Genomic DNA, 20709 nt, shown 5'->3' on the forward strand with positions numbered 1-20709 from the left:
ATGAGAAAGAATGAAATTGGAAGTTCTGGAAAAAGATCGTTATTATCATATTTATAATCGTGGCATTAACGGAAATAACATTTTTGAAAACGATGCTAACAAGCATTATTTTTTAAAGCAATTAGGTAAATACTCTGAAGATAAAATATCGATTTTCGCTTATTGTTTAATGAATAATCATTTTCATTTAGTAATTCGCCTCAATGTTGAAGAAAAAGAGGTAACTCAGGCTTTTTCAAATTTATTCAATTCTTATGCTAAAGCTTTTAATAAACAAACTCAAAGAACAGGAAGTTTATTCGAAAAGCATTTTAAAAGAATAATGCTAAAAGACGAAAATTATCTAAAACAGCTGATTATTTATGTTCATTTAAATCCGAAACATCATTTTGATTTAGATTTTAAAGATTTCAAATTTTCATCATATCAGGCTTTCTTATCTGATAAGGAAACAAAAATAGAGCGAGACGAAGTTTTAACCTTATTTGGTGATTTAGAAAATTTCATTTTTTGCCATAATCAAAAGAATAATCTTTTAAATGAAACTTATACTTTTGAATGATTCAGGTCTGTCCTGCAAGGTTTCCAAAACCTTGTAGGTCTATTTAGATAATTTTTACATATCATATGTCCAATTAATACCTACAAGGTTTTGGAAACCTTGCAGGAAACGTACAAATAATGCTAAACAAAGGTTTAAGAGACGAAGAAAGTATCAGAATTGACAATGTCCTAAAAACATTGCGTTCTCTAGACTTTGTGCCTAAAACTTTAAATGATACCGAAAAATTCGAAGTTGAAAATCAGTTAAAAGAATTTGGACTAAACCTTCAAACTTTAGTTGATTATAAAAATGAAGCACTGATAACCTTATTAATTCGCTGTCATTTAGATTTTAATCAATTAGAACAATTTGCTGATTTTTTAATTGATTTTTCGAAAGTTGAAAACTATGATTTTAAAGGTAAAGCTTTGTCTCTTTATCAATATATTCAACAGGAAAGCAAGGTTTTTTCATTTGGAATAAATGCTAAAATTGCTTCGTTAAAAAATAGATAAAGATGAGTTTTACAGATTGGAAAATAGACCGAATTGAAAACATTCTTCCTGAAGAGTTCTATAAACTAATTGACAAGAATAAAAATCACATTGGACAAACTTTTCCTGTAACTCTAATTAATTCTGATTCTCTAGAAAAAGCAGAAAATTTTATATCTGTTAGTAAAGACAAAGAAAAAAATAACGAAGGATATTATTTCTACGCGCGGGATATAAAAACTAATAAACTAATTGGTTATTTATGTGTAAAAACAATTGATTACCGCATTTTAAAATGTGAATTGGGTTATTTTATTGATGAAGATTTTCAAGGAAAAGGAATCACATCCAAAATGGTTTCTGATGCACTTGCCTTTTGTTTCAATGAATTGAAAATCAATAAAGTTTTTATCTGTACATCAGAAATCAATCTGGCGAGTCAGCGAATTGCATTAAAACATAATTTTAAACAAGAAGGAATTTTAAGGGACGAGTTTAGAAACGGAGATGGCGAATTGCAAAACACCGTTTATTTCGGATTACTTAAAGCAGAATACAATCAAACATGAAAGATAAATTTTACGCATACATACAAAAATTACAAGATCAAATCTGCGCCGGATTAGAAGCTGTTGACGGAACTGCAAAATTCCGTGAAGATCTTTGGAAGCGTCCTGAAGGCGGAGGCGGAAGAACGCGTGTTATTGAAAACGGTGCTGTTTTTGAAAAAGGCGGTGTAAACATTTCAGCCGTTCACGGAAAACTTCCTGAAACCATGCAAAAGATGTTTGGCGTAGGCGAAGCCGATTTTTTTGCCTGCGGATTGAGTTTAGTTATTCATCCCCAAAACCCGATGACGCCAACCGTACATGCTAATTGGCGTTATTTTGAAATGTACGATGAATCAGGAAATGTAATTGAACAATGGTTTGGCGGCGGACAGGATTTAACTCCTTATTATTTGTTTGAAGAAGATGCAAAACACTTTCATCAAACTTGTAAAACGGCTTGTGACAAACATAATCCGGAGTTTTATCCGAAATATAAAAAACAATGCGATTCTTATTTCTGGAATGCACACCGAAATGAAGCCCGCGGAATTGGCGGTTTATTCTTTGATTATTGCAAAGCAAATGAACAAATGTCGATGGAAAACTGGTACAACTTTGTAACCGAAGTCGGAAATAGTTTTCTTGAAGCTTATGTGCCAATTGTAGAAAGAAGAAAGAATTTAGAATATACTCCAGAAAACAAAACCTGGCAGGAAATACGCCGAGGCCGTTATGTCGAGTTCAATTTGGTTCATGATAAAGGAACTTTATTCGGCTTAAAAACAAACGGAAGAATTGAAAGTATTTTGATGAGTCTTCCTCCTCATGTACAATGGGTTTATGATCATCATGCAGAAGCCGGAAGCGAAGAAGAGAAATTGGTAAATGTTTTAGAAAATCAGCGAGAATGGATCTAAAAATGATTTATATAACGTTTTTTGTCAGCATTTTTGGGTGCTTTGCTCAGAATGATTCGCTGCGAAATCCGTATTTTAAATCATATAATGATAAAATTACCACCAGTATTTATTATTTAGATACTTCTAATAGTTTTCAAATTGCTTCAGATGCTCAGGAGCCTAAAACCTATCTTAATCTTATTCCGAATCGAAGAGAACAAATTGGTTTAAGTTTAAATTATAAGATCATTGATATTTCAGTTGGTTTTGCGCCCAAATTTCTTTCTGGCAATAAAGGCGATTCTCATTCCAAGCATTTTAATTTTAATACCCGTTTTTACTATAAAAAATGGATGCAGTCGTTTACTTTCATTAATCAAAAAGGATTTTATGTTAGTGATGATAATGTAACGGCACAACTCCCAAGAATGCGTACTACGAAAATTGGCGGGACGACATCTTATGTTTTTAATGATAAATTCTCTTTTAAAACATTAATAAGCCAAAATGAATGGCAGACTAAAAGTTCCGGAAGTTTTATCCCGACTTTCTCATTTTATTACACCAACATTGACTTAAATACTCCCGACACAACTCCGGGTGACATTTATGTCTTTACACTGGCACCATCCTATTTTTATAATTTTGTAATTAGTGATCGTATTTTGATTGGTGCAGGAGTCGCTTTGGGGGCGGGAATTAATGATGTTGACGGAGATACCTCAGCTTTATATCAGGCAGATTTAAATTTAAAACTGGCTTATAATAATGACCGTTTCTTTGGTTATGCAACCCTTAATTCGGTAAGTTTTTCTCAGGATGATAAAGTCGATCCGCGACTGAACGATAATATTGCCACTTTAAAACTTTCTTTGGGTTATCGATTTGATCCTCCAAAAGAAGTGAAAAAGGTTTATGATAAAGTAAATGATAAAATAGGTTTGTAATGTTTAATCTAAAATAAGAAATTATGGAAAAGGTAAACGTAGAACAGTTAAACCGCATGAATTCCGGAAAGGGATTTATTGCAGCACTAGATCAAAGCGGTGGCAGCACACCAAAGGCATTATCGCAATATGGTGTTGAAGAAAGCAGTTACACAAATGATGAAGAAATGTACACGCTTGTACATGAAATGAGAACCAGAATTATTAAAAGTCCGGCTTTTGACAGCCAATATATTCTGGGTGCCATTTTGTTTGAAAACACAATGGATCGCAAAATAGACGGAGAATGGACTTCGGATTATTTGTGGAAGACAAAAAACATAGTTCCGTTTTTAAAAGTCGATAAAGGACTTGCTGATCTTGCAAACGGAGTTCAGTTAATGAAACCAATTTCAAATCTGGATGAATTATTGGATCGAGCTGTAGAAAGAAATGTTTTTGGTACTAAAATGCGTTCTGTTATTAAAGAAGCAAACGCCGTTGGAATCCGCGAAATCGTGGAACAGCAATTTGAAGTAGGGAAACAAATTTTTGCAAAAGGACTTATCCCAATTATTGAACCTGAAGTCGATATTTACAGTACAGACAAAGAAAAGTCAGAACAGATTCTTAAAGAAGAAATTCAAAAACAACTTAATGCATTAGACAAAGATGCAAAAGTGATGCTGAAATTATCTATTCCAACTGTGAATGACTTTTACAAAGAACTAATATCTGATTCGCATGTAGTGCGAGTTGTCGCTCTTTCTGGAGGATATGGTCAGGAAGAAGCCAATGAAAAGCTTTCACAAAACCACGGATTAATTGCAAGTTTCTCCCGCGCATTGTCTGAAGGGCTTTTTGCCAATCAATCTGATGATGTTTTTAATACCAAATTAGAGAAGACCATTAAAGGAATTTATGAAGCTTCGATAACATAAATTAAGTCAAAAGTTTAAAGTCATAAAGTCAAAAGTATTGACATCAATTAATAAAAATCAAAAAATAAGATTGCAGAAAAATCTAAAATCTGCATTCTAAAATCTAAAATTCAAAAACAATGTTCCCATTACAAAGAAACCGTCGTTTAAGAACCAACGAATCAATTCGTTCTTTAGTTCGTGAAACCAGCTTAAGTCCACAGGATTTTATGCTTCCAATGTTTGTTGCCGAAGGAAAAGACATCAAATCTGCTATTCCTTCAATGCCAGGAATTTATCGCCATTCATTAGACAATACGATTAAAGAAGTAAAAGAGGCTTGGGATTTAGGAATTAAAGCGGTAAACATCTACGTAAAAGTAAGCGATAACTTAAAAGACAACAAAGGTACAGAAGCTTGGAATAAAGACGGTTTAATGCAGCAAACTATCCGCGCGATAAAAGATGCTGTTCCTGAAATGATTGTAATGCCAGATGTAGCTTTAGATCCATATTCTATTTATGGTCATGACGGAATTATCGAAAATGGTCAATTAATTAACGATGCAACAGTTGATGCTTTAACTCGTATGAGTTTAAGTCATGCAGATGCTGGTGCAGATTTCGTGGCGCCAAGTGACATGATGGATGGACGTGTTTTGGCGATAAGAAAAGCATTGGAACAAAACGGACATCATAATGTTGGAATCATGAGTTACAGTGCTAAATATGCTTCGGCATTTTACGGTCCATTTCGTGATGCTTTAGATTCTGCTCCGGTTGATTCGCAAAATATTCCAAAAGATAAAAAGACCTATCAAATGGATTATGCTAACCGAATTGAAGGAATTCGTGAAGCTTTATTGGATGTTGAAGAAGGTGCAGATATCGTAATGGTAAAACCGGGAATTGCGTATTTGGACATTGTTCGTGAGGTAAAAAATGCCGTTCATGTGCCCGTTGCAGTTTACCAAGTATCTGGTGAGTACGCGATGGTAAAGGCCGCAGCGGAAAGAGGATGGTTAGATCACGACAAAATTATGATAGAGCAACTTTATTGCATTAAGCGTGCGGGTGCGAGTATTATCTCGACTTATTTTGCAAAAGAAGCTTCAATACTTTTAAATAAATAAAATGAAAAAAGTATTATTCTTATCTGCCGTTTTAGCATTTGCTTCATGTAAAAAAGAAGTTTCAGAAAGTACAGATCAAGCTACAGAAGCATATTCTGAAGGAGAATCGGCGAAAGCCACAACACCTGAAGCTTTAGGAAAAGAAATTTTTGAAGGAAGAGGAAATTGTACTTCATGTCATCAGCTGGATCAAAAAGTCATTGGGCCGAGTATTAAGGAAATTGCCAAAATCTATAAAGACAAAAAAGGTGATATTCCAACTTTCTTGAAAGGAAATGCAGATCCAATTGTTGATCCAAGTCAGTTTTCGGTAATGCAGACTAATTTTGGAGTAACCAAAGCAATGTCTGACGAAGAGTTAAAAGCGATTGAAACTTACATTTACAGTCATTTGCAATAATTGACTTATTATAAAACAAAAAAACGGCGCTGAAATCAGCGCCGTTTTCTATTTATGAGATTACCAGATTTTTACTCGTTTCTCTGGGCTTACAAACATTTTGTCTCCATTTTTAATACCGAAAGCTTCATAAAAAGCATCAACATTTTGAATTGGAACATAAGCTCTGTACATTCCCGGCGAATGCGGATCTGTTTTTACTTGATTTTTAATCGCTTCGTCTCTAGACTTGGTTCTCCAAACGGTTGCCCAGGAAATAAAGAAACGCTGCTCTGGAGTAAATCCGTCAATTAATCCTGGATTTCCGTGCGCTTTCAAATACAATTGCAAACCATCGTAAGCTGCGTTGATTCCACCTAAATCTCCAATATTTTCACCTAAAGTAAATTTACCGTCCACATGAATTCCCGGTAACGGCTCTAAAGCACTGTATTGATCTGCCAATTCAGAACCTAATTTTGTAAATTGCTCTAAATCCTGAGGCGTCCACCAGTCAACAAGATTTCCTTCTGCATTGTAACGTGCACCAGAATCATCAAAACCATGAGAAATTTCATGACCAATTACCGCTCCAATTCCACCATAATTTACAGCTTCATCAGCTTGGTAATTGTAAAATGGCGGCTGTAAGATCGCAGCTGGAAATACAATTTCATTATAAGATGGATTGTAATAAGCATTTACCGTTTGCGGAGACATTCCCCACTCAGTTTTATCAACCGGTTTGTTCAATTTTGCAATACCTTTCTTGAAATTCCAAATGGCTAAACTTTTTGAATTCTCAAAATAACTTCCGCCATCAACAACATTTTTAATTTGAAGTGCCGAATAATCTTTCCACTTATCAGGATAACCAACTTTTATGGTTATTTTGTTTAGTTTTTCAATAGCTTTTGCCTTTGTGTCTTTAGACATCCAGCTTAAGTTGTTAATACGGTTTTGGTAAGCCGTAATAACATTATGAATCATATCGACCGCTTTGGCTTTTGCTTCAGCAGGAAATACTTTTTCTACATACAATTTACCAAGTGCTTCACCAATTCCGCGGTTTACAACTTGTAACGCTTTTTCTTCTCTCGGTAATTGTTTTACAGCTCCTCTTAACGTTTTACTGTAAAAATCAAAGTTAGCCGTTTCAATATCCGTTGATAATTTTGTAGAAGAAGAATTTAATAAATCCCATTTCAGGTACTCTTTCCACTGTGCTACTTTATTTTCAGTAAATACAGTTTGCAACGCTTTCATATACTTTGGCTCAATAACAACAACAGTATCTAATTTCGCCAAACCAATTCCTGCAAAATAAGCATCCCATTTTATAGCCGGAGTTAATTTTTGAAGTTCAGCAACCGTCATCGGGTTGTACTGCAAACGACTGTCTCTGCTTTCAACGCGATTTAATCTTGGTTTTGACAATTCAGTTTCAAAAGCCAGAATTTCTTTAGCGCTTTGTTTTGCTTTTTCCGGAGTTTCTCCAATAAACTGAAGCATTCTCGCTACGTGAAGTTCGTATTTAGCACGTTTTTCTTTAGAATCTTTATCTTCAGAAGTGTAATAATCTTTATCAGGAAGTCCTAATTGACTTACTGCAAGACTTACTGAATTTTTAGAACTGTTTTTTTCATCGGCTCCAATATAAATTCCGAAGAATCCAGAACCTCCTTCAGGTTCCATTTCAACCAAAAACTTTTGAAGATCGGCTACATTTTTAATGGCATCAATCTTTTTCAAATACGGTTTCAAAGGATTAATTCCTGCTTTGTTTCTTCCAACAGTATCTAAAACGGTCAGGAATAAGTTAACAGCTTTTCCCTGATCAGTATCTGATTTATACTTTGGATTTTTTGATGCATCTTTTAAAATAGACATTACATCTTTGTCTGTCTTTTTAATCAATTCATTAAAACTTCCCCAAGTGGTACGATCGCTTGGAATTTCTGTCTGGCTTAACCAAGTTCCGTTTACATATTGGAAAAAATCCTGGCTCGGACTAATTTTGGTATTCATGTATGATACATTGATACCAGGTTCTTTTGCTGCAGTGGTTTGCGCTTCGATCGCTGTAAAAGAAAGCATTGCAGAAAAAGCACAAAACAAAGGTTTAGTAAGTTGTTTTTTCATTTATAAATGTGTTTCGAGTGTATACACAAACATATCGTTAAAATTTGTAACTCTATGTTAAAATTTATGCAATAATAATGTGTAAGTATTCTTCCATAACATTTTAATGGAAACCATCGATTATTTTCATGAATTAAAACCTTGTTTTTCACGGATTATTGAAATTGTTTTTGGAATATTTGTTTAAAGATTTAAAGTCAAAATGAGAGCAAAAATTCAGAATGCCGTTTCAGGAAAAATTGAAGCAATTGGTTTACCAATTATGGCTTTATGCTGGGTAAGTTTTTTTTGGGGAACAACGTGGTTAGCTTCAAAAGAAGGTGTTAAGCATATGCCGGCATTGCAATTGGCAACAATTCGCCAGTTTTTAGGAGGACTAATTTATGTGGGCTATTTTTTGTTGAAAAAACAGCCTTGGCCAAAAGGAAAGCAATGGCGTACAATTCTTGTTTTGAGTTTTTTAAATTTTGTTTGCAGCAACGGTTTAAGTACTTGGGGCGTGAAATATATGACAAGCGGATTGGGTGCGATCATTAGTGCTCTTTTCCCAATTTGGATTATTATCATTAATTTTTTTAATGGGGAACGAATTGCAAAAATGGCTTTGTTTGGAATTCTAATCAGCTTTGGGGGAATCTGTATTATTTTCATCGATTATATTGCGGATTTCTTAAGACCTGATTTTCAATTCGGAATTATTTTAATGACGGCTTCAACAATTACGTGGGCTTTTGGAATTTTACAAACCAAGAAAAAAGCATCCAGTTTTAATCCGTATTTTAGTTTGGGACTGCAGATGTTGATTTCAAGTGTGTTTCTTTTTGGAATTACAGAAGCAACGGGAGTTAATATTCCGCTGAGCGAAATTCCTTCAGAGTCCTGGTGGGCAATTGGATATCTGGTGATTATTGGTTCTGTTTTAACTTTCATTGCTTTTATTTATACGCTGCAGCATCTTCCAACAGAAATCAGCAGTATTTATGTTTACATCAATCCAATTGTTGCGATGATTTTGGGATCGATTATTTTTGGCGAAACGCTTACACAGGCTATTGCCATTGGTTCGGCCGTAACTTTAACGGGATTGTATATGGTGAATAAATCTATTCGAAAGCCAAAAATTTAATCTCGCAAAGTCGCAGAGTCGCAAAGTTTTTGTTTAAGTTTAAAGATCGTTGATCTTTAATACTTTTGATAAACTTAAAACGCAAAGCTTAGAAAATTTAGACTCTGCGACTCTGCGCCTTTGCGAGATTAAAAAAACCTGTTAAAAAGCGTCATAATTCTCCCTTTTAAAATGCTCTTTTCGTATTTTTGCGCCAAATTATTTTTATGAAATCGCTTCTTTATAAATACCGCAAATTCTTCATTGTATTAATTGTATTTTCTGTAGTCACTATATCTTTATTTTATTCGGCTTTAAAGCCACAAAAAACACTTCCAATTTATAATCCTGCCGATGTAAATCCGGAATTGGTAGACAGTACGATTCAATACAAAAGTAAATACCACACGATTGCCGATTTTTCATTCATAAACCAAAACGGAGATACAATTACCCAAAAAAATTACGAAGGAAAAATTTATGTTGCCGATTTCTTCTTTACAACCTGCGGATCAATCTGCCCAAAAATGTCAACCAATCTTGTTGAAGTTCAAAAAGCGGTTTTGAATAATCCAAAAGTAATGCTGCTTTCTCACACTGTTTTCCCGGAAGTTGACAGTGTTTCGGTTTTAAAAGCTTATGCAGTAAAATACGGAGTTGTAGACAGCAAGTGGAATTTGGTGACTGGAGATAAAAAAGAGATTTACACTATGGCCAGAAAATCTTACCTCGCTGTAAAACTGGGTCGCCCAGATCAGTTGTATGATATGGTTCATACCGAGAATTTTGTTTTGGTGGATCAAAAAAGACGCGTTCGCGGATTTTATGACGGAACAAAAAAGGAAGATATCACAAGATTACTGGAAGACATAGATTTCTTATCAAAAGAGTAAAATTCCTTATTTTTAGAAAGATTTAGCATTTTCAAACCTTATTATTACCATGGGGTAAAGATTTATTGCCTATTTTTGCAATCTAAATTCAATCTAAATAAGCTTTGCAAAATACTATCCATACCTTGAAAAAAGGCGATAAAGCCATTATCAAAGATTTTGATATCGATTTGATTCCTTTAAAATTACTAGAGATGGGTTGTTTGCCGGGCAGCATGGTCGAATTACTTCAAATTGCTCCTTTTGGAGATCCTTTATATTTAGATATTAATGGTTCGCATGTTGCTATTCGTGTTGAAACTGCTCGTGAAATTGAAGTTGAACTTTTACAAAACAATTTATAATGAGCGTTCAGAATATCAATGTTGCCCTTATTGGAAATCCTAACGTAGGTAAAACTTCTGTTTTTAATCAGCTTACGGGTTTAAATCAACAAGTTGGGAATTATCCCGGAATCACGGTTGAGAAAAAAATCGGATTTTGTAAATTACCTCATAACGTAAAAGCCAACATTTTGGATTTACCCGGAACGTATAGTCTGAACGCAAGTTCGATGGACGAGAGCGTGGTAATTGAACTTTTGCTAAACAAAAACGACAAATTATATCCTGATGTTGCTGTTGTAGTAACCGATGTTGAAAATCTGAAAAGAAACTTACTGATTTTTACGCAGATAAAAGATCTTGAAATTCCAACTATCTTGGTTATCAATATGTCTGACCGTATGGCAAGCAAAGGAATTTCTTTGGATATTCCGCTTTTAGAAGAAAAACTAAAAACCAAAATTGCTTTAGTCAGTTCCCGTAAAGGTTTAGGAATTGAGGAATTAAAAGAATTAATTGTTTCTTATAAAACCGTTCCGCATGAACCTTGTTTAAATGCATCAGTAATTGATCCTGACTATTTTCAAAAACTGCAGCATGCATTTCCGAATCAATTGATGTACAAATTGTGGCTTGTAATTACACAGGATGTCAATTTTTCGAATTTAGACCGAAATGAAATCCGAAATACCTTTACCAAATCGCATTCAGAATTAAAACGCTTGCAGCAAAAAGAAACCATCAAAAGATATCAGTTTATAAATGATGTTTTAAAAGAAGGTTTAAAAATTGATACTGAAGCGGCGACAGATTTCAGGGCCAGACTTGATCGTGTTTTAACGCACAAGTTTTGGGGTTATGCAATTTTCCTTGGAATTTTATTTATCATTTTCCAGTCTATTTTCAGCTGGTCAACCATTCCTATGGATTTTATTGATGCGACTTTTGCTTCGTTTAGCAGCTGGACGGCAAAAGAATTACCAAGCGGTATTTTAACCGATTTACTTTCGCAGGGAATTATTCCGGGAATTGGCGGTGTTATTATTTTTATTCCGCAGATTGCTTTCTTGTTTTTGTTCATTTCTATTCTTGAAGAAAGCGGTTATATGAGCCGTGTTGTTTTCCTGATGGATAAAATCATGCGCAAATTCGGGCTTTCGGGAAAAAGCGTTGTGCCTTTAATTTCAGGAACTGCGTGCGCGATTCCGGCGATTATGGCGACGCGAAATATCGAAAACTGGAAAGAACGCCTTATTACGATCTTGGTAACGCCATTCACGACTTGTTCTGCAAGATTACCAGTTTATGCGATTATGATTTCGTTAGTGATTCCGAATAAACGAGTTCTGGGATTTTTAAATCTGCAAGGACTTTCGTTGATGTTATTGTATTTACTGGGATTTGTAACGGCAATAATCTCGGCCTATATTTTAAATAAAGTTTTAAAACTGGATTCAAAAACGTATTTCGTTGTTGAAATGCCAAGTTATAAATTACCGCTTTTCAAGAATGTTGGAATCAACGTTGTCGAAAAAACCAAAGCTTTTGTTTTGGGCGCGGGTAAAATCATCTTAGCGATATCGGTTATTTTATGGTTTTTGGCTTCTTTCGGACCTGGAAAAGAATTTAACGATGCAGAAAACATCGTAAAAGAAAGATTTGCCAATACAACTTTAAATCAAGTTCAGTTTGAAAATGAAGTGGCTTCTCAAAAAATAGAGAATTCTTATATCGGGATTATGGGTAAAACTATTGAGCCTATAATTTCTCCACTTGGTTACGATTGGAAAATCGGGATTGCGATTATCAGTTCGTTTGCCGCCCGTGAAGTTTTAGTGGGAACACTGGCTACTATTTACAGTGTTGGGGACAGCGATAACGAATCGACAATTAAGAGTAAAATGCAGAAAGAGGTAAATCCAGAAACGGGAGAAAAAATCTTTAATTTTGCTTCTGGAATTTCATTGTTATTGTTTTATGCTTTTGCAATGCAGTGTGCCAGTACATTAGCGATTACAAAAAAAGAAACAAATTCATGGAAGTGGCCCGTAATGCAGCTTTTCTTTATGACCGGGCTTGCTTATATTACCGCGCTTTTAGCGTATCAATTTTTAAAGTAAAATGTTATGATCCAAGAAATTATAGCTTTTGTCATATTATTTATCGCCGTTGGCTTTTTGATTAGAAAATTCTTTTGGAAATCTAAAAAGAAAAAAGACTGTGGTGATGGCAATTGCGGATGTTCGTGATTTAAGTTACTAAGGTGCTGAGATTCTAAGATGCTAAGTTTTTTAGGCTCTAAGTTACTGAGATACTAAGCTTCTAAGTTTTCTTATTTTTTCCTCAGAGTTCACCTAAATAAATACAAGCTTCACAGAGATTTAAAATTCTTTGTGAAGCTTTTTTTATGCTCTACAAGTCTTCTGACAAGGAAAATACCCTTTTTTGATGTTTAAAAAACTTTTATGGCTTAGCTAACGATACAGCACAAATTAATTTTGCACAATAAAATTCAAATAAAATGACAAAGTTCGAAAAAAATGAAATCGTAAGAGATAATAGAGTTACCAGATTATTATGGTTTTCTTTTGGATTCCTGTGTGCTTTCGGAATAATGTGCCTTTTAAAATCTAAAATCTAAAACAGTATAAAGTTTTCAGTATTCAGTCACAGTTTTCAGTTTATATGAATGTAAACTGCGACTGAGAACTGTAAACTCACTTAATCCCCTCCCATTCTGCATAAAACTGCGACAGGAATAATTCCATGAAGCGATGTCTTTCGGCAGCGATTTGTTTTCCTTTTTCGGTATTCATTTTGTCTTTTAAGAGCAAAAGCTTTTCGTAAAAGTGATTGATCGTTGGCGCATTGTTCTTTTTATATTCTTCTTTTGTCATGTTCGTTACCGGAGCAATTTCAGGATCATATAAGGCTCTGTTTTTAAATCCGCCATAATTGAACGCTCTTGCTACTCCAATTGCGCCAATTGCATCTAACCTATCTGCATCCTGAACGATATCTAATTCTATAGAGGAAAACTTCTTTTCAAAATTTCCGCCTTTATAAGAGATGTTTTCGATGATGTTTACCACATGCTGAATAATATCCTCTGAAACGTTATGTGATTCTAAAAACAAACGGGCTGTTTTTGGTCCAATTGTTTCGTCTCCGTCATGAAATTTACTATCGGCAATATCATGAAGCAGTGCTCCTAATTCTACAATTGTTTTATCACAGTCGGTATCTTTTGCAATTAAAAGTGCATTTTTATAAACTCGTTCGATGTGAAACCAGTCGTGTCCGCCTTCGGCATCGTTTAGTTTCTCTTTTACAAATGCGATGGTTTTATTTATAAGTTCAGGATTACTCATGTTGTATTTTGGTTTGTGGTGAAATGGCCCGCGGATTTTACTGATTCAACGGATTTGCGCTGGTGTTTTTTATAGTTTAAATAAAAAATGTTGATTGTTAAAGGTTTTAAACTCTAACAATCAACAATATATTTTAAATGTCAATGTCAAAAATCAATTGCAATTACAATATCAATCTAAAATCTACATTCTTAAATCTAAAATTTTTTACAATCTCGCTGGTTCAACCCATTTAAAGATATGTGATTCTTGTGGAATTACTATTCTTTCAGAGATTCTAGCCATACGAGCTGGTAATTTCATTAAGTAATCACGTGCTTTTTCAGCTTCGTCTGTTAAGTTCGTGATTTTATCGATTTCCCATTTGTTGATTAACTTCTGCATAATATCAACATAGTCATTTGCTGTGTAAACTCCAATACGTTGTGCAGAATCAGAAAACTGTTCGAAAGCAGTACTAATCTTTTGCCCCGATTCTCTAAGGAAATGAGCCGGCATAACGATTTTTTGTTTCATCATGTATTGAAACGCCAACATCATTTCGCTTGGATCAACCTGAAAAATTCTGGTTACAAATTCGCTGTATGCATGGTGATGACGCATTTCGTCACCCGCAATCATTTTACACATTTTAGACAATTTATTATCACCAAATTTTTTCGCAATCTGTGCTACTCTATTGTGAGAAACATAAGTTGCTAATTCCTGAAAACTAGTGTATACAAAGTTTTTGTACGGATCAGTTCCAGTTCCAATATCAAAACCGTCGTTGATTAAATGCTGTGTTGTCATTTCTATTTCACGCATATTAACACGACCAGACAAATACAAGTATTTATTTAAAAGATCTCCGTGACGGTTTTCTTCTCCGGTCCATTGTCTGATCCATTTTGACCAGCCATTACCGCCATTCTCAACCTGATCTACTCCTTCTACATCCATTAACCAGGACTCATATGTTGGAAGCGCCTCTTCGGTAATAGTATCACCAACAAGCGTTACCCAAAAATCGTATGGTAATTCTTTAGCAATTTCACGTAGTTCCTTTACCTCCTCAAAGAAATTTTCTCCTTCAGAATTAGGCAGGAAATCTGACGGCTGCCAAATTTTTTCCACCGGAATTAAATACTGTTCAACGAAGCTGTCAACGTTTTTTTCCAAAAACTGCATCACTTCTAATCTAATGTTTTTTATAGACATTACTTATTTTAAATTTGGGATTTATATTTTAGCTCGGACTAAAACTTAATCCTGTTTATACTCGTTTACTCCTTCAACAACCGCTTTTTCTGTTAATGCCATTAATTCGGCAAAATCATAATCTTTTACTGCCATCGCTTTGTGTGCCGTAAAAGTTAAGTGGTTTCCTAAACCAACCGGAAACATACCGTAACGAACCATCTTCCATGAATTATTAATACTTACCGGAACAACGTATGCAGATGGTGCATATTTGCATAGAATTTTTAAACCGCTTTGGGCAAATTCTTTAGGTTTTCCCGTTTTACTGCGGGTTCCTTCCGGGAAGATTACAGCAGATCTAGTGTTTTTTTCTATATATTCAGACAAGCCTTTGATTACTGGAATCGCTTGTTTAGGGTCTTTACGGTCAATTAAAACAGAACCTCCGTGTCGTAAATTAAAAGACACACTCGGAATTCCACTTCCTAACTCCTTCTTACTTACAAATTTACAATGAAAACGTCTAAAGTACCAAATCATTGTCACGATATCGTACATACTTTGGTGATTCGCCACAAAAATGATTGGAACTCCTTTCGGAATTGTATCAACGCCTGTAACTTTATAAGTTGTACCCACTAAACGTGTACAGCTTAAAAGACAAAAATTTAAATAATCAACACTTTTTTTGTGAGCCTGATAACCAAAAAGATTAAGGCAGATCCATTGTATTGGGTGAAAAACAGCCAAACACAATCCAAAACATAAATAAAAAATTACGGAGATTGGATATGAGATTATCTTTTGCATGCTTGAAAAAATTTGAGGTCAAAAGTAGTAAATATATTTTTAGCGTTAGAAAATTTGAAAACAATAACCGATTTTATGGTTTAATTGTACCTTTGCCCATAAAATTGCAAATTTTTTCTGAATTAAATGAACTTTACAGTCATCAAATGAATGTATCAAATCAGATAAAATCGTAAATTTGGCAATATATTCTTTATAAGAAAGTCATGAAAAATAAGATCGCACGTTTTATTATAAAACAACATAAAGAAAAATTAAGTGCTAATGAAACAGATATTTTAATTAAATCTGCTTCAAGGAGTTCTAATTATGCCATTAGAGAATCTAAAGCTTTAGGGCTGACTATAAAATCTATATCAGGAAAAAAATTAATTGAAAAACATCCAAACGGAGAAATTATAGTACTTCGAAATCTGCAAGATAAATCCATTTCAGAGAATGGTTTGAAAAAAGGAATGATACTATGCAGGAAATAAAAAAGAGACTCCGAGTATTTGCCGGACCAAACGGTTCGGGAAAAAGCACTCTTTTTGAAGAATTCTCTAAAAATTACAATACCGGATATTTTATAAATGCAGATTATCTAGAAAAGATTTTAAAAACTAAAGGTTTAATCGATTTAGATTTTTACGATATTAAAGCTTCAAAAGAAGAATTAGAAAATTTCTTTAAAAAACCCAATACAAAAACTTTAATAGAAACTGCCCAAGAAAAAGGATTTCAAATATCTTTAGAGATAAAAGAAAACTTTATAATATCACTTTCAAAAAACCCTAACAGTTACGAAGGATCTTTAATTTCCTCATTTTTAAGAGAAAAACTCATCAAGGAAAACAAAAGCTTTTGTTTTGAAACCGTTATGAGCCATATCTCAAAATTAGAAGATATTAAAGAAGCAAATTCTTTAGGCTATACTTCGTATCTATATTTTGTTTGTATAGATGATCCTGAAATTAATATTTCACGGGTTGAAAACAGAGTGCAGAAAGGCGGACATTATGTTGACAGCGAAATTATAAAAAACAGATACAATCGAACTTTAAATAATTTATTTCCTGCAATAGAAATTTCAAACAAGGCCTATCTTTTTGATAATTCTACTGAGAAACTTACTTTAATAGCTGAAATAAATGAGGGTAAATCATTAAAACTTCATATCAATGAAGAGGATTTCCCAAATTGGTTTAGAGAATTTGTATTAAATCACTTCATATAAAAATGAACTTTACATACCCTAAAAATGAACGCTTAAAGAGCAAAACCACGATTGGATTACTTTTTTCTGAAGGGAAATCAGTTTCAAAATATCCGCTTCGTTTGGTTTACCGTCAAGCGGAAGCTGCATATCAGGGTAATACAAAAGTGGGTGTTTCGGTTTCTAAGAAATACTTTAAAAAAGCCGTTGACAGAAATTATTTCAAAAGAGTGTTGAGAGAAACTTACAGACTCAACAAACATTTGCTGCTGGATCATTTAAATCAGCCGTATTCTTTCATGCTTTTTTACCAGACAAAAGACAGATTATCTTACGAAGAAATCAATTCCAAAACGATTCAGTTGTTTGAGAAATTTGTACAGCAGTTAAACAAAACTCCCGAATCTGAAATCAAAAAGGATTTATAAAGCTTCAAAGTCAACTTTGTACTCTAAATCAGATAAAAAATTATAAAAAAATTGTAGTTTTAGCACTAAATTGAAATTTTATGCGATACATTTTCTTTTTATCTGTAATTTTTTGTGTTCTTTCGGGATGCAGCAAAAGTGAAGTTGCTAATGAAGAACAAGTAGCTTCGATTAGTGCTATAAAATTAGCTCCAAAAAAATATGAATCAGGCGGTGCAGATAAAAATCTAGATGGTTCTTCAACTCAAATTGAACAAAAAATCATCAAACAAGCATCGCTTCGATTTGAAACCAATGATTTAGAAGAAACGTACAAACAGATTCAAACAGCGGTTAAACAAAGTCAGGGAAAAGTTCAAAGTGATTCTGAAGGTAAAGACTACGGCACGCTTTATCGAAATATAACGATTAGAGTTCCAAGTCAGAATTTTGACAATCTTATCAATACAATTTCAAAAGGCGTTGCTTATTTTGAGAGAAAAGAGATTACTGCCGAAGATGTTACCGAACAATATATCGACTTAACGACAAGATTAAAAAATAAAAGAAAACTCGAAGAACGTTATCTTGAAATATTACAGAAAGCCACAAAAATTAGTGAAATTTTAGAAATCGAAAAACAGATTTCGATTATCCGCGAAGAAATTGAAGCGAAAGAAGGCCAGTTAAAATATTTAGAAAGCAGAGTTTCTGAAAGTACGGTTACAATTGAGTTTTTTAAAAACCTGCCGGAACAAGAAGCTGTGCAATTATCATACGGATCAAAAGTCTGGACCGCTATCAAATCAGGATTTTTTAGTTTGTCAAGTTTCTTTATATCAATTATCAGCATTTGGCCGTTTATAATTATAATTTGTGTATTAGCCTATTTTATTAGAAAGAGAATTAAAAGAAAAAAACCATAGTCATGTATCCTTATTTCAAGAAGAGATTTATTATACCAACTGTTGCGGCAGGATTATTATTTATTGGAACCAGTTTTAAAGAGGACTTTTTTGAAATTGCCAAACAAATTGAAATCTTCACAACGTTGTTTAAAGCCGTAAACACAAATTATGTAGACGAAACAAATCCGGGTGATTTAATGGATAAGGCCATTAAAAGCATGTTGGGAAGTTTAGATCCTTACACAGTTTACTTTAACGAGCAGGATGTAGTTAATTTCAAAATCAACAATACGGGAGAATATACCGGAATTGGTGCTATGATTGCACGCAAAAAAGACCGTTTGATTGTGCGCGAACCGTATAAAAATTATCCTGCAGATAAAGCGGGACTAAAAGCGGGTGACGAAATTATCCAGATTGGCGACGTTTTGATTGCTGATTTTAAAGATGATGCTTCGCAATTATTGAAAGGAACTAAAAACACTAAAATTGCTATAAAATATCTTCGTCAGGGAAAAACTTTTACAACTGAATTGGTTTTGGATGAAGTGGATATTAAATCGGTTCCGTTTTATGGAAAAATCGATGAGAAAACGGGTTATATCGTTTTGGCGCATTTTAGCAGAAAGGCTTCCGCCGAAGTTAAAGATGCTTTGGAAAAATTAAAAGCTGACGGTGTAAAGCAGATTGTTTTAGATTTAAGAGGAAATCCCGGCGGACTTTTGAATGAGGCAATTGATATCTGTAATTTATTTGTTCCAAAGAATGAAGTTATTGTAACGACTAAATCAAGAATCGAAAAACACAACAATACGTATAAAACGACTAAAGAACCGATTGATACAGAGATTCCGCTTGCTATTTTGGTTAACGGAAGAAGTGCTTCGGCATCTGAAATTGTTTCCGGAGCTTTGCAGGATTTAGATCGCGCTGTGATTTTAGGAAGCCGTAGTTTTGGAAAAGGTTTGGTGCAGCGTTCTGTTGACCTGACTTACGGAACGCAGTTAAAAGTTACCATTTCGCGTTACTACACGCCATCAGGACGTTGTATACAAGCGCTTGATTATGCACATAAAGATAAAAATGGTGTTGCCCAAAAAACAGATTCTAAAAATTTCAATGCTTTTAAAACCCGAAAAGGAAGAACAGTTTATGATGGCGGCGGGGTTTTACCAGACATTGAATTAGAAGAAGCCAAAATGAGCCCTATTACAAGCGCTCTTTTGAAAAATGATGGAATATTTGATTACGCCACTACTTACTATTATAAAAACCCAAATTTGGGCGATAAAATCCCTGTCGTTTCAGATACTGATTATAGTGCTTTCAAACAATATTTGAAAACAAACAAAATTAGTTTTGATACGGAAACAGAGGTTGCCCTGAAAAATACTTTGGCTGCAGCCAAAACTGAAAAAATTGACGAAACGATTGCTCCGGAATATCAACAATTATTAGCCGCATTAGAAAGAAGTGAAAATACTTTACTTGATAAAAACCAAAAAGAAATTAGAGGTTTGATTCAGGAAGAGCTTATCAAAAGATACCAATATCAAGAAGGTTTGTATCAGTTTTATATTAAGAACAATTCAGAGATTAAAAGAGCAGTAAACGTATTAAATAATCAGACTGAATATAAAACGATTTTAAAAATGTAGAAAATGAAACTTTCCCGGGTCCTGTTTTTGTTTATTATTTACAATCTATCGGCACAGCAGAAACCAATCGAAACAGTTTATTTTGATTTCGACAAGTATGATCTTACTGAACCGCAAAGCAGAGTTGTAAATAATTTTATCAAATCAATAGACACCGCGAAAGTTGAATCGATACAAATCTACGGTTACTGCGACGATCGCGGCACAGACGACTACAATTTTAAACTGTCTCACGACAGGGTTAATACTATTCAAAACTTATTGCTTTCTTTTGGTTTTAAAGAAAGTAAAATTGTTATTCTTGAAGGAAAAGGCCGTGTTGTAGTTCGGCCTGATACTGTTGAGAATTTATACGAAACACGTTTACGCAATCGGCGGGTTGATTTGATTGTGGTAAAACGAAACAGTTTTAATAAAGAAGGTTATTCTTCTTTTAAAGACAAATTAAAGGTTGGCGATAAAATATATCTTGAAAATATATTGTTTGATATGGGAAGTGCCAGACTGACTAATAATTCAAAAAAGGAATTGGATAAGATTTCTGTTATACTTCAAAAACAAAAAAACATACAGTTCGAAATTAGAGGTCACGTTTGCTGTACACCACAAATTTATAGTGACGCAATTGACAAAGACACTAAAGAAAGAAAACTTTCCTGGAACCGGGCCAAAACAGTTTTTTACTATTTAAGTTCTAAGAAAGTTTCAAAAAACAGAATGCGTTATCAAGGCTGTGGCAACAAATTTCCTTTAAAAAGAGGCGATATTTATGATCGCCGCGTTGAATTTTTGATTACTAAAATTTAAGTTTTTTTGCCACGAAGGTGCTAAGGCGCAAAGTTTTTTACTTAAAGTTTTACTCTAAAATA

At 33.9% G+C, this 20709-nt stretch carries 23 protein-coding genes; 19 read left to right on the top strand and 4 right to left on the bottom strand.

Going from position 1 to position 20709, the window contains the following annotated elements; translation table 11 throughout:
• Window positions 1-10 precede the first annotated feature (10 nt).
• From FLAPXU55_RS01375 to FLAPXU55_RS01410, 8 genes are all read left to right on the top strand, one after another.
• A complete protein-coding gene (locus FLAPXU55_RS01375; RefSeq protein WP_180856191.1) occupies window positions 11-562 on the top strand; it encodes a transposase in 552 nt (183 codons plus the stop codon).
• Between the two features lie 119 nt (window positions 563-681).
• Entirely contained in the window at window positions 682-1059 is a 378-nt protein-coding gene (locus FLAPXU55_RS01380) for a hypothetical protein (protein WP_180856193.1), read from the top strand.
• A gap of 2 nt (window positions 1060-1061) precedes the next feature.
• The gene (locus tag FLAPXU55_RS01385; RefSeq protein ID WP_180856195.1) at window positions 1062-1607 is read left to right on the top strand and encodes a GNAT family N-acetyltransferase; all 546 of its coding nucleotides are present in this window, start codon (window positions 1062-1064) and stop codon (window positions 1605-1607) included.
• Window positions 1604-2506: an oxygen-dependent coproporphyrinogen oxidase gene (gene hemF / locus FLAPXU55_RS01390; RefSeq protein ID WP_180856197.1), complete on the top strand. Its 903-nt coding sequence runs from the start codon at window positions 1604-1606 to the stop codon at window positions 2504-2506. The genes FLAPXU55_RS01385 and hemF overlap by 4 nt, the downstream gene beginning before the upstream one ends.
• Window positions 2507-2508: 2 nt before the next feature.
• The gene (locus tag FLAPXU55_RS01395; protein ID WP_235991977.1) at window positions 2509-3435 is read left to right on the top strand and encodes a DUF4421 family protein; all 927 of its coding nucleotides are present in this window, start codon (window positions 2509-2511) and stop codon (window positions 3433-3435) included.
• A 23-nt stretch (window positions 3436-3458) separates the two neighbouring features.
• Entirely contained in the window at window positions 3459-4355 is an 897-nt protein-coding gene (locus FLAPXU55_RS01400) for a fructose bisphosphate aldolase (protein WP_180856201.1), read from the top strand.
• 119 nt (window positions 4356-4474) lie between these two features.
• Window positions 4475-5467 (top strand): porphobilinogen synthase, encoded by a 993-nt coding sequence (hemB, locus tag FLAPXU55_RS01405; protein WP_180856203.1) that lies wholly within the window; start codon window positions 4475-4477, stop codon window positions 5465-5467.
• A 1-nt stretch (window position 5468) separates the two neighbouring features.
• Entirely contained in the window at window positions 5469-5867 is a 399-nt protein-coding gene (locus FLAPXU55_RS01410) for a c-type cytochrome (protein ID WP_180856205.1), read from the top strand.
• A gap of 60 nt (window positions 5868-5927) precedes the next feature.
• Here FLAPXU55_RS01410 and FLAPXU55_RS01415 read toward each other — a convergent pair whose 3' ends face one another.
• Window positions 5928-7988 (bottom strand): M13 family metallopeptidase, encoded by a 2061-nt coding sequence (locus tag FLAPXU55_RS01415; RefSeq protein ID WP_180856207.1) that lies wholly within the window; start codon window positions 7986-7988, stop codon window positions 5928-5930.
• 202 nt (window positions 7989-8190) lie between these two features.
• Here FLAPXU55_RS01415 and FLAPXU55_RS01420 point away from each other — a divergent pair, with 202 nt between their 5' ends.
• From FLAPXU55_RS01420 to FLAPXU55_RS01440, 5 genes are all read left to right on the top strand, one after another.
• Window positions 8191-9114: a DMT family transporter gene (locus tag FLAPXU55_RS01420; protein ID WP_180856209.1), complete on the top strand. Its 924-nt coding sequence runs from the start codon at window positions 8191-8193 to the stop codon at window positions 9112-9114.
• Window positions 9115-9320: 206 nt separating this feature from the next.
• Window positions 9321-9986 (top strand): SCO family protein, encoded by a 666-nt coding sequence (locus FLAPXU55_RS01425; RefSeq protein ID WP_053473156.1) that lies wholly within the window; start codon window positions 9321-9323, stop codon window positions 9984-9986.
• A gap of 104 nt (window positions 9987-10090) precedes the next feature.
• Window positions 10091-10330 carry a FeoA family protein gene (locus FLAPXU55_RS01430; RefSeq protein ID WP_053473157.1) on the top strand — a complete coding sequence of 80 codons (240 nt, stop codon included), beginning with the start codon at window positions 10091-10093 and terminating at the stop codon, window positions 10328-10330.
• The gene (gene feoB, locus FLAPXU55_RS01435) at window positions 10330-12429 is read left to right on the top strand and encodes a ferrous iron transport protein B (protein ID WP_180856211.1); all 2100 of its coding nucleotides are present in this window, start codon (window positions 10330-10332) and stop codon (window positions 12427-12429) included. The genes FLAPXU55_RS01430 and feoB overlap by 1 nt, the downstream gene beginning before the upstream one ends.
• 6 nt (window positions 12430-12435) lie before the next feature.
• A complete protein-coding gene (locus FLAPXU55_RS01440; RefSeq protein WP_073486019.1) occupies window positions 12436-12558 on the top strand; it encodes a FeoB-associated Cys-rich membrane protein in 123 nt (40 codons plus the stop codon).
• A gap of 468 nt (window positions 12559-13026) precedes the next feature.
• On the opposite strand, the gene FLAPXU55_RS01445 is transcribed toward FLAPXU55_RS01440, so the two are convergent.
• The 3 genes from FLAPXU55_RS01445 to FLAPXU55_RS01455 all read right to left on the bottom strand — a co-directional run bounded on the left by FLAPXU55_RS01445 (window position 13027) and on the right by FLAPXU55_RS01455 (window position 15672).
• Window positions 13027-13680 (bottom strand): HD domain-containing protein, encoded by a 654-nt coding sequence (locus FLAPXU55_RS01445; RefSeq protein ID WP_180856212.1) that lies wholly within the window; start codon window positions 13678-13680, stop codon window positions 13027-13029.
• Between the two features lie 207 nt (window positions 13681-13887).
• The gene (locus FLAPXU55_RS01450) at window positions 13888-14880 is read right to left on the bottom strand and encodes an acyl-ACP desaturase (RefSeq protein ID WP_180856214.1); all 993 of its coding nucleotides are present in this window, start codon (window positions 14878-14880) and stop codon (window positions 13888-13890) included.
• A gap of 45 nt (window positions 14881-14925) precedes the next feature.
• Window positions 14926-15672, bottom strand: coding sequence for a lysophospholipid acyltransferase family protein (locus tag FLAPXU55_RS01455; protein WP_053473161.1), 747 nt, complete (start codon window positions 15670-15672; stop codon window positions 14926-14928).
• Between the two features lie 206 nt (window positions 15673-15878).
• Here FLAPXU55_RS01455 and FLAPXU55_RS01460 point away from each other — a divergent pair, with 206 nt between their 5' ends.
• From FLAPXU55_RS01460 to FLAPXU55_RS01485, 6 genes are all read left to right on the top strand, one after another.
• Entirely contained in the window at window positions 15879-16148 is a 270-nt protein-coding gene (locus FLAPXU55_RS01460; protein WP_180856216.1) for a hypothetical protein, read from the top strand.
• Window positions 16136-16888 (top strand): zeta toxin family protein, encoded by a 753-nt coding sequence (locus FLAPXU55_RS01465; protein ID WP_180856218.1) that lies wholly within the window; start codon window positions 16136-16138, stop codon window positions 16886-16888. Before FLAPXU55_RS01460 ends, FLAPXU55_RS01465 begins: the two co-directional genes overlap by 13 nt.
• Before the next feature lie 2 nt (window positions 16889-16890).
• Window positions 16891-17295, top strand: a complete 405-nt coding sequence (gene rnpA / locus FLAPXU55_RS01470) for a ribonuclease P protein component (protein WP_180856220.1) — start codon at window positions 16891-16893, stop codon at window positions 17293-17295.
• 80 nt (window positions 17296-17375) lie between these two features.
• Window positions 17376-18200: a DUF4349 domain-containing protein gene (locus FLAPXU55_RS01475; RefSeq protein WP_180856222.1), complete on the top strand. Its 825-nt coding sequence runs from the start codon at window positions 17376-17378 to the stop codon at window positions 18198-18200.
• Between the two features lie 2 nt (window positions 18201-18202).
• Complete coding sequence (locus FLAPXU55_RS01480) at window positions 18203-19840, top strand: S41 family peptidase (protein ID WP_180856224.1); 1638 nt, start codon at window positions 18203-18205, stop codon at window positions 19838-19840.
• Window positions 19841-19843: 3 nt separating this feature from the next.
• Entirely contained in the window at window positions 19844-20647 is an 804-nt protein-coding gene (locus tag FLAPXU55_RS01485; protein ID WP_180856226.1) for an OmpA family protein, read from the top strand.
• The last annotated feature ends 62 nt before the right edge of the window (window positions 20648-20709 follow it).

The sequence above is a fragment of the Flavobacterium panici genome (assembly GCF_903819335.1).
GTDB lineage: Bacteria > Bacteroidota > Bacteroidia > Flavobacteriales > Flavobacteriaceae > Flavobacterium > Flavobacterium panici.

Excerpts from the sequence above, each read along its gene's own strand:
- FLAPXU55_RS01375 (WP_180856191.1), top strand. The coding sequence starts at position 11 with ATGAAATTGGAAGTTCTGGAAAAAGATCGTTATTATCATATTTATAAT.
- FLAPXU55_RS01380 (WP_180856193.1), top strand. The coding sequence starts at position 682 with ATGCTAAACAAAGGTTTAAGAGACGAAGAAAGTATCAGAATTGACAAT.
- FLAPXU55_RS01385 (WP_180856195.1), top strand. The coding sequence starts at position 1,062 with ATGAGTTTTACAGATTGGAAAATAGACCGAATTGAAAACATTCTTCCT.
- hemF (WP_180856197.1), top strand. The coding sequence starts at position 1,604 with ATGAAAGATAAATTTTACGCATACATACAAAAATTACAAGATCAAATC.
- FLAPXU55_RS01395 (WP_235991977.1), top strand. The coding sequence starts at position 2,509 with ATGATTTATATAACGTTTTTTGTCAGCATTTTTGGGTGCTTTGCTCAG.
- FLAPXU55_RS01400 (WP_180856201.1), top strand. The coding sequence starts at position 3,459 with ATGGAAAAGGTAAACGTAGAACAGTTAAACCGCATGAATTCCGGAAAG.
- hemB (WP_180856203.1), top strand. The coding sequence starts at position 4,475 with ATGTTCCCATTACAAAGAAACCGTCGTTTAAGAACCAACGAATCAATT.
- FLAPXU55_RS01410 (WP_180856205.1), top strand. The coding sequence starts at position 5,469 with ATGAAAAAAGTATTATTCTTATCTGCCGTTTTAGCATTTGCTTCATGT.
- FLAPXU55_RS01415 (WP_180856207.1), bottom strand. The coding sequence starts at position 7,988 with ATGAAAAAACAACTTACTAAACCTTTGTTTTGTGCTTTTTCTGCAATG.
- FLAPXU55_RS01420 (WP_180856209.1), top strand. The coding sequence starts at position 8,191 with ATGAGAGCAAAAATTCAGAATGCCGTTTCAGGAAAAATTGAAGCAATT.
- FLAPXU55_RS01425 (WP_053473156.1), top strand. The coding sequence starts at position 9,321 with ATGAAATCGCTTCTTTATAAATACCGCAAATTCTTCATTGTATTAATT.
- feoB (WP_180856211.1), top strand. The coding sequence starts at position 10,330 with ATGAGCGTTCAGAATATCAATGTTGCCCTTATTGGAAATCCTAACGTA.
- FLAPXU55_RS01440 (WP_073486019.1), top strand. The coding sequence starts at position 12,436 with ATGATCCAAGAAATTATAGCTTTTGTCATATTATTTATCGCCGTTGGC.
- FLAPXU55_RS01445 (WP_180856212.1), bottom strand. The coding sequence starts at position 13,680 with ATGAGTAATCCTGAACTTATAAATAAAACCATCGCATTTGTAAAAGAG.
- FLAPXU55_RS01450 (WP_180856214.1), bottom strand. The coding sequence starts at position 14,880 with ATGTCTATAAAAAACATTAGATTAGAAGTGATGCAGTTTTTGGAAAAA.
- FLAPXU55_RS01455 (WP_053473161.1), bottom strand. The coding sequence starts at position 15,672 with ATGCAAAAGATAATCTCATATCCAATCTCCGTAATTTTTTATTTATGT.
- FLAPXU55_RS01460 (WP_180856216.1), top strand. The coding sequence starts at position 15,879 with ATGAAAAATAAGATCGCACGTTTTATTATAAAACAACATAAAGAAAAA.
- FLAPXU55_RS01465 (WP_180856218.1), top strand. The coding sequence starts at position 16,136 with ATGCAGGAAATAAAAAAGAGACTCCGAGTATTTGCCGGACCAAACGGT.
- rnpA (WP_180856220.1), top strand. The coding sequence starts at position 16,891 with ATGAACTTTACATACCCTAAAAATGAACGCTTAAAGAGCAAAACCACG.
- FLAPXU55_RS01475 (WP_180856222.1), top strand. The coding sequence starts at position 17,376 with ATGCGATACATTTTCTTTTTATCTGTAATTTTTTGTGTTCTTTCGGGA.
- FLAPXU55_RS01480 (WP_180856224.1), top strand. The coding sequence starts at position 18,203 with ATGTATCCTTATTTCAAGAAGAGATTTATTATACCAACTGTTGCGGCA.
- FLAPXU55_RS01485 (WP_180856226.1), top strand. The coding sequence starts at position 19,844 with ATGAAACTTTCCCGGGTCCTGTTTTTGTTTATTATTTACAATCTATCG.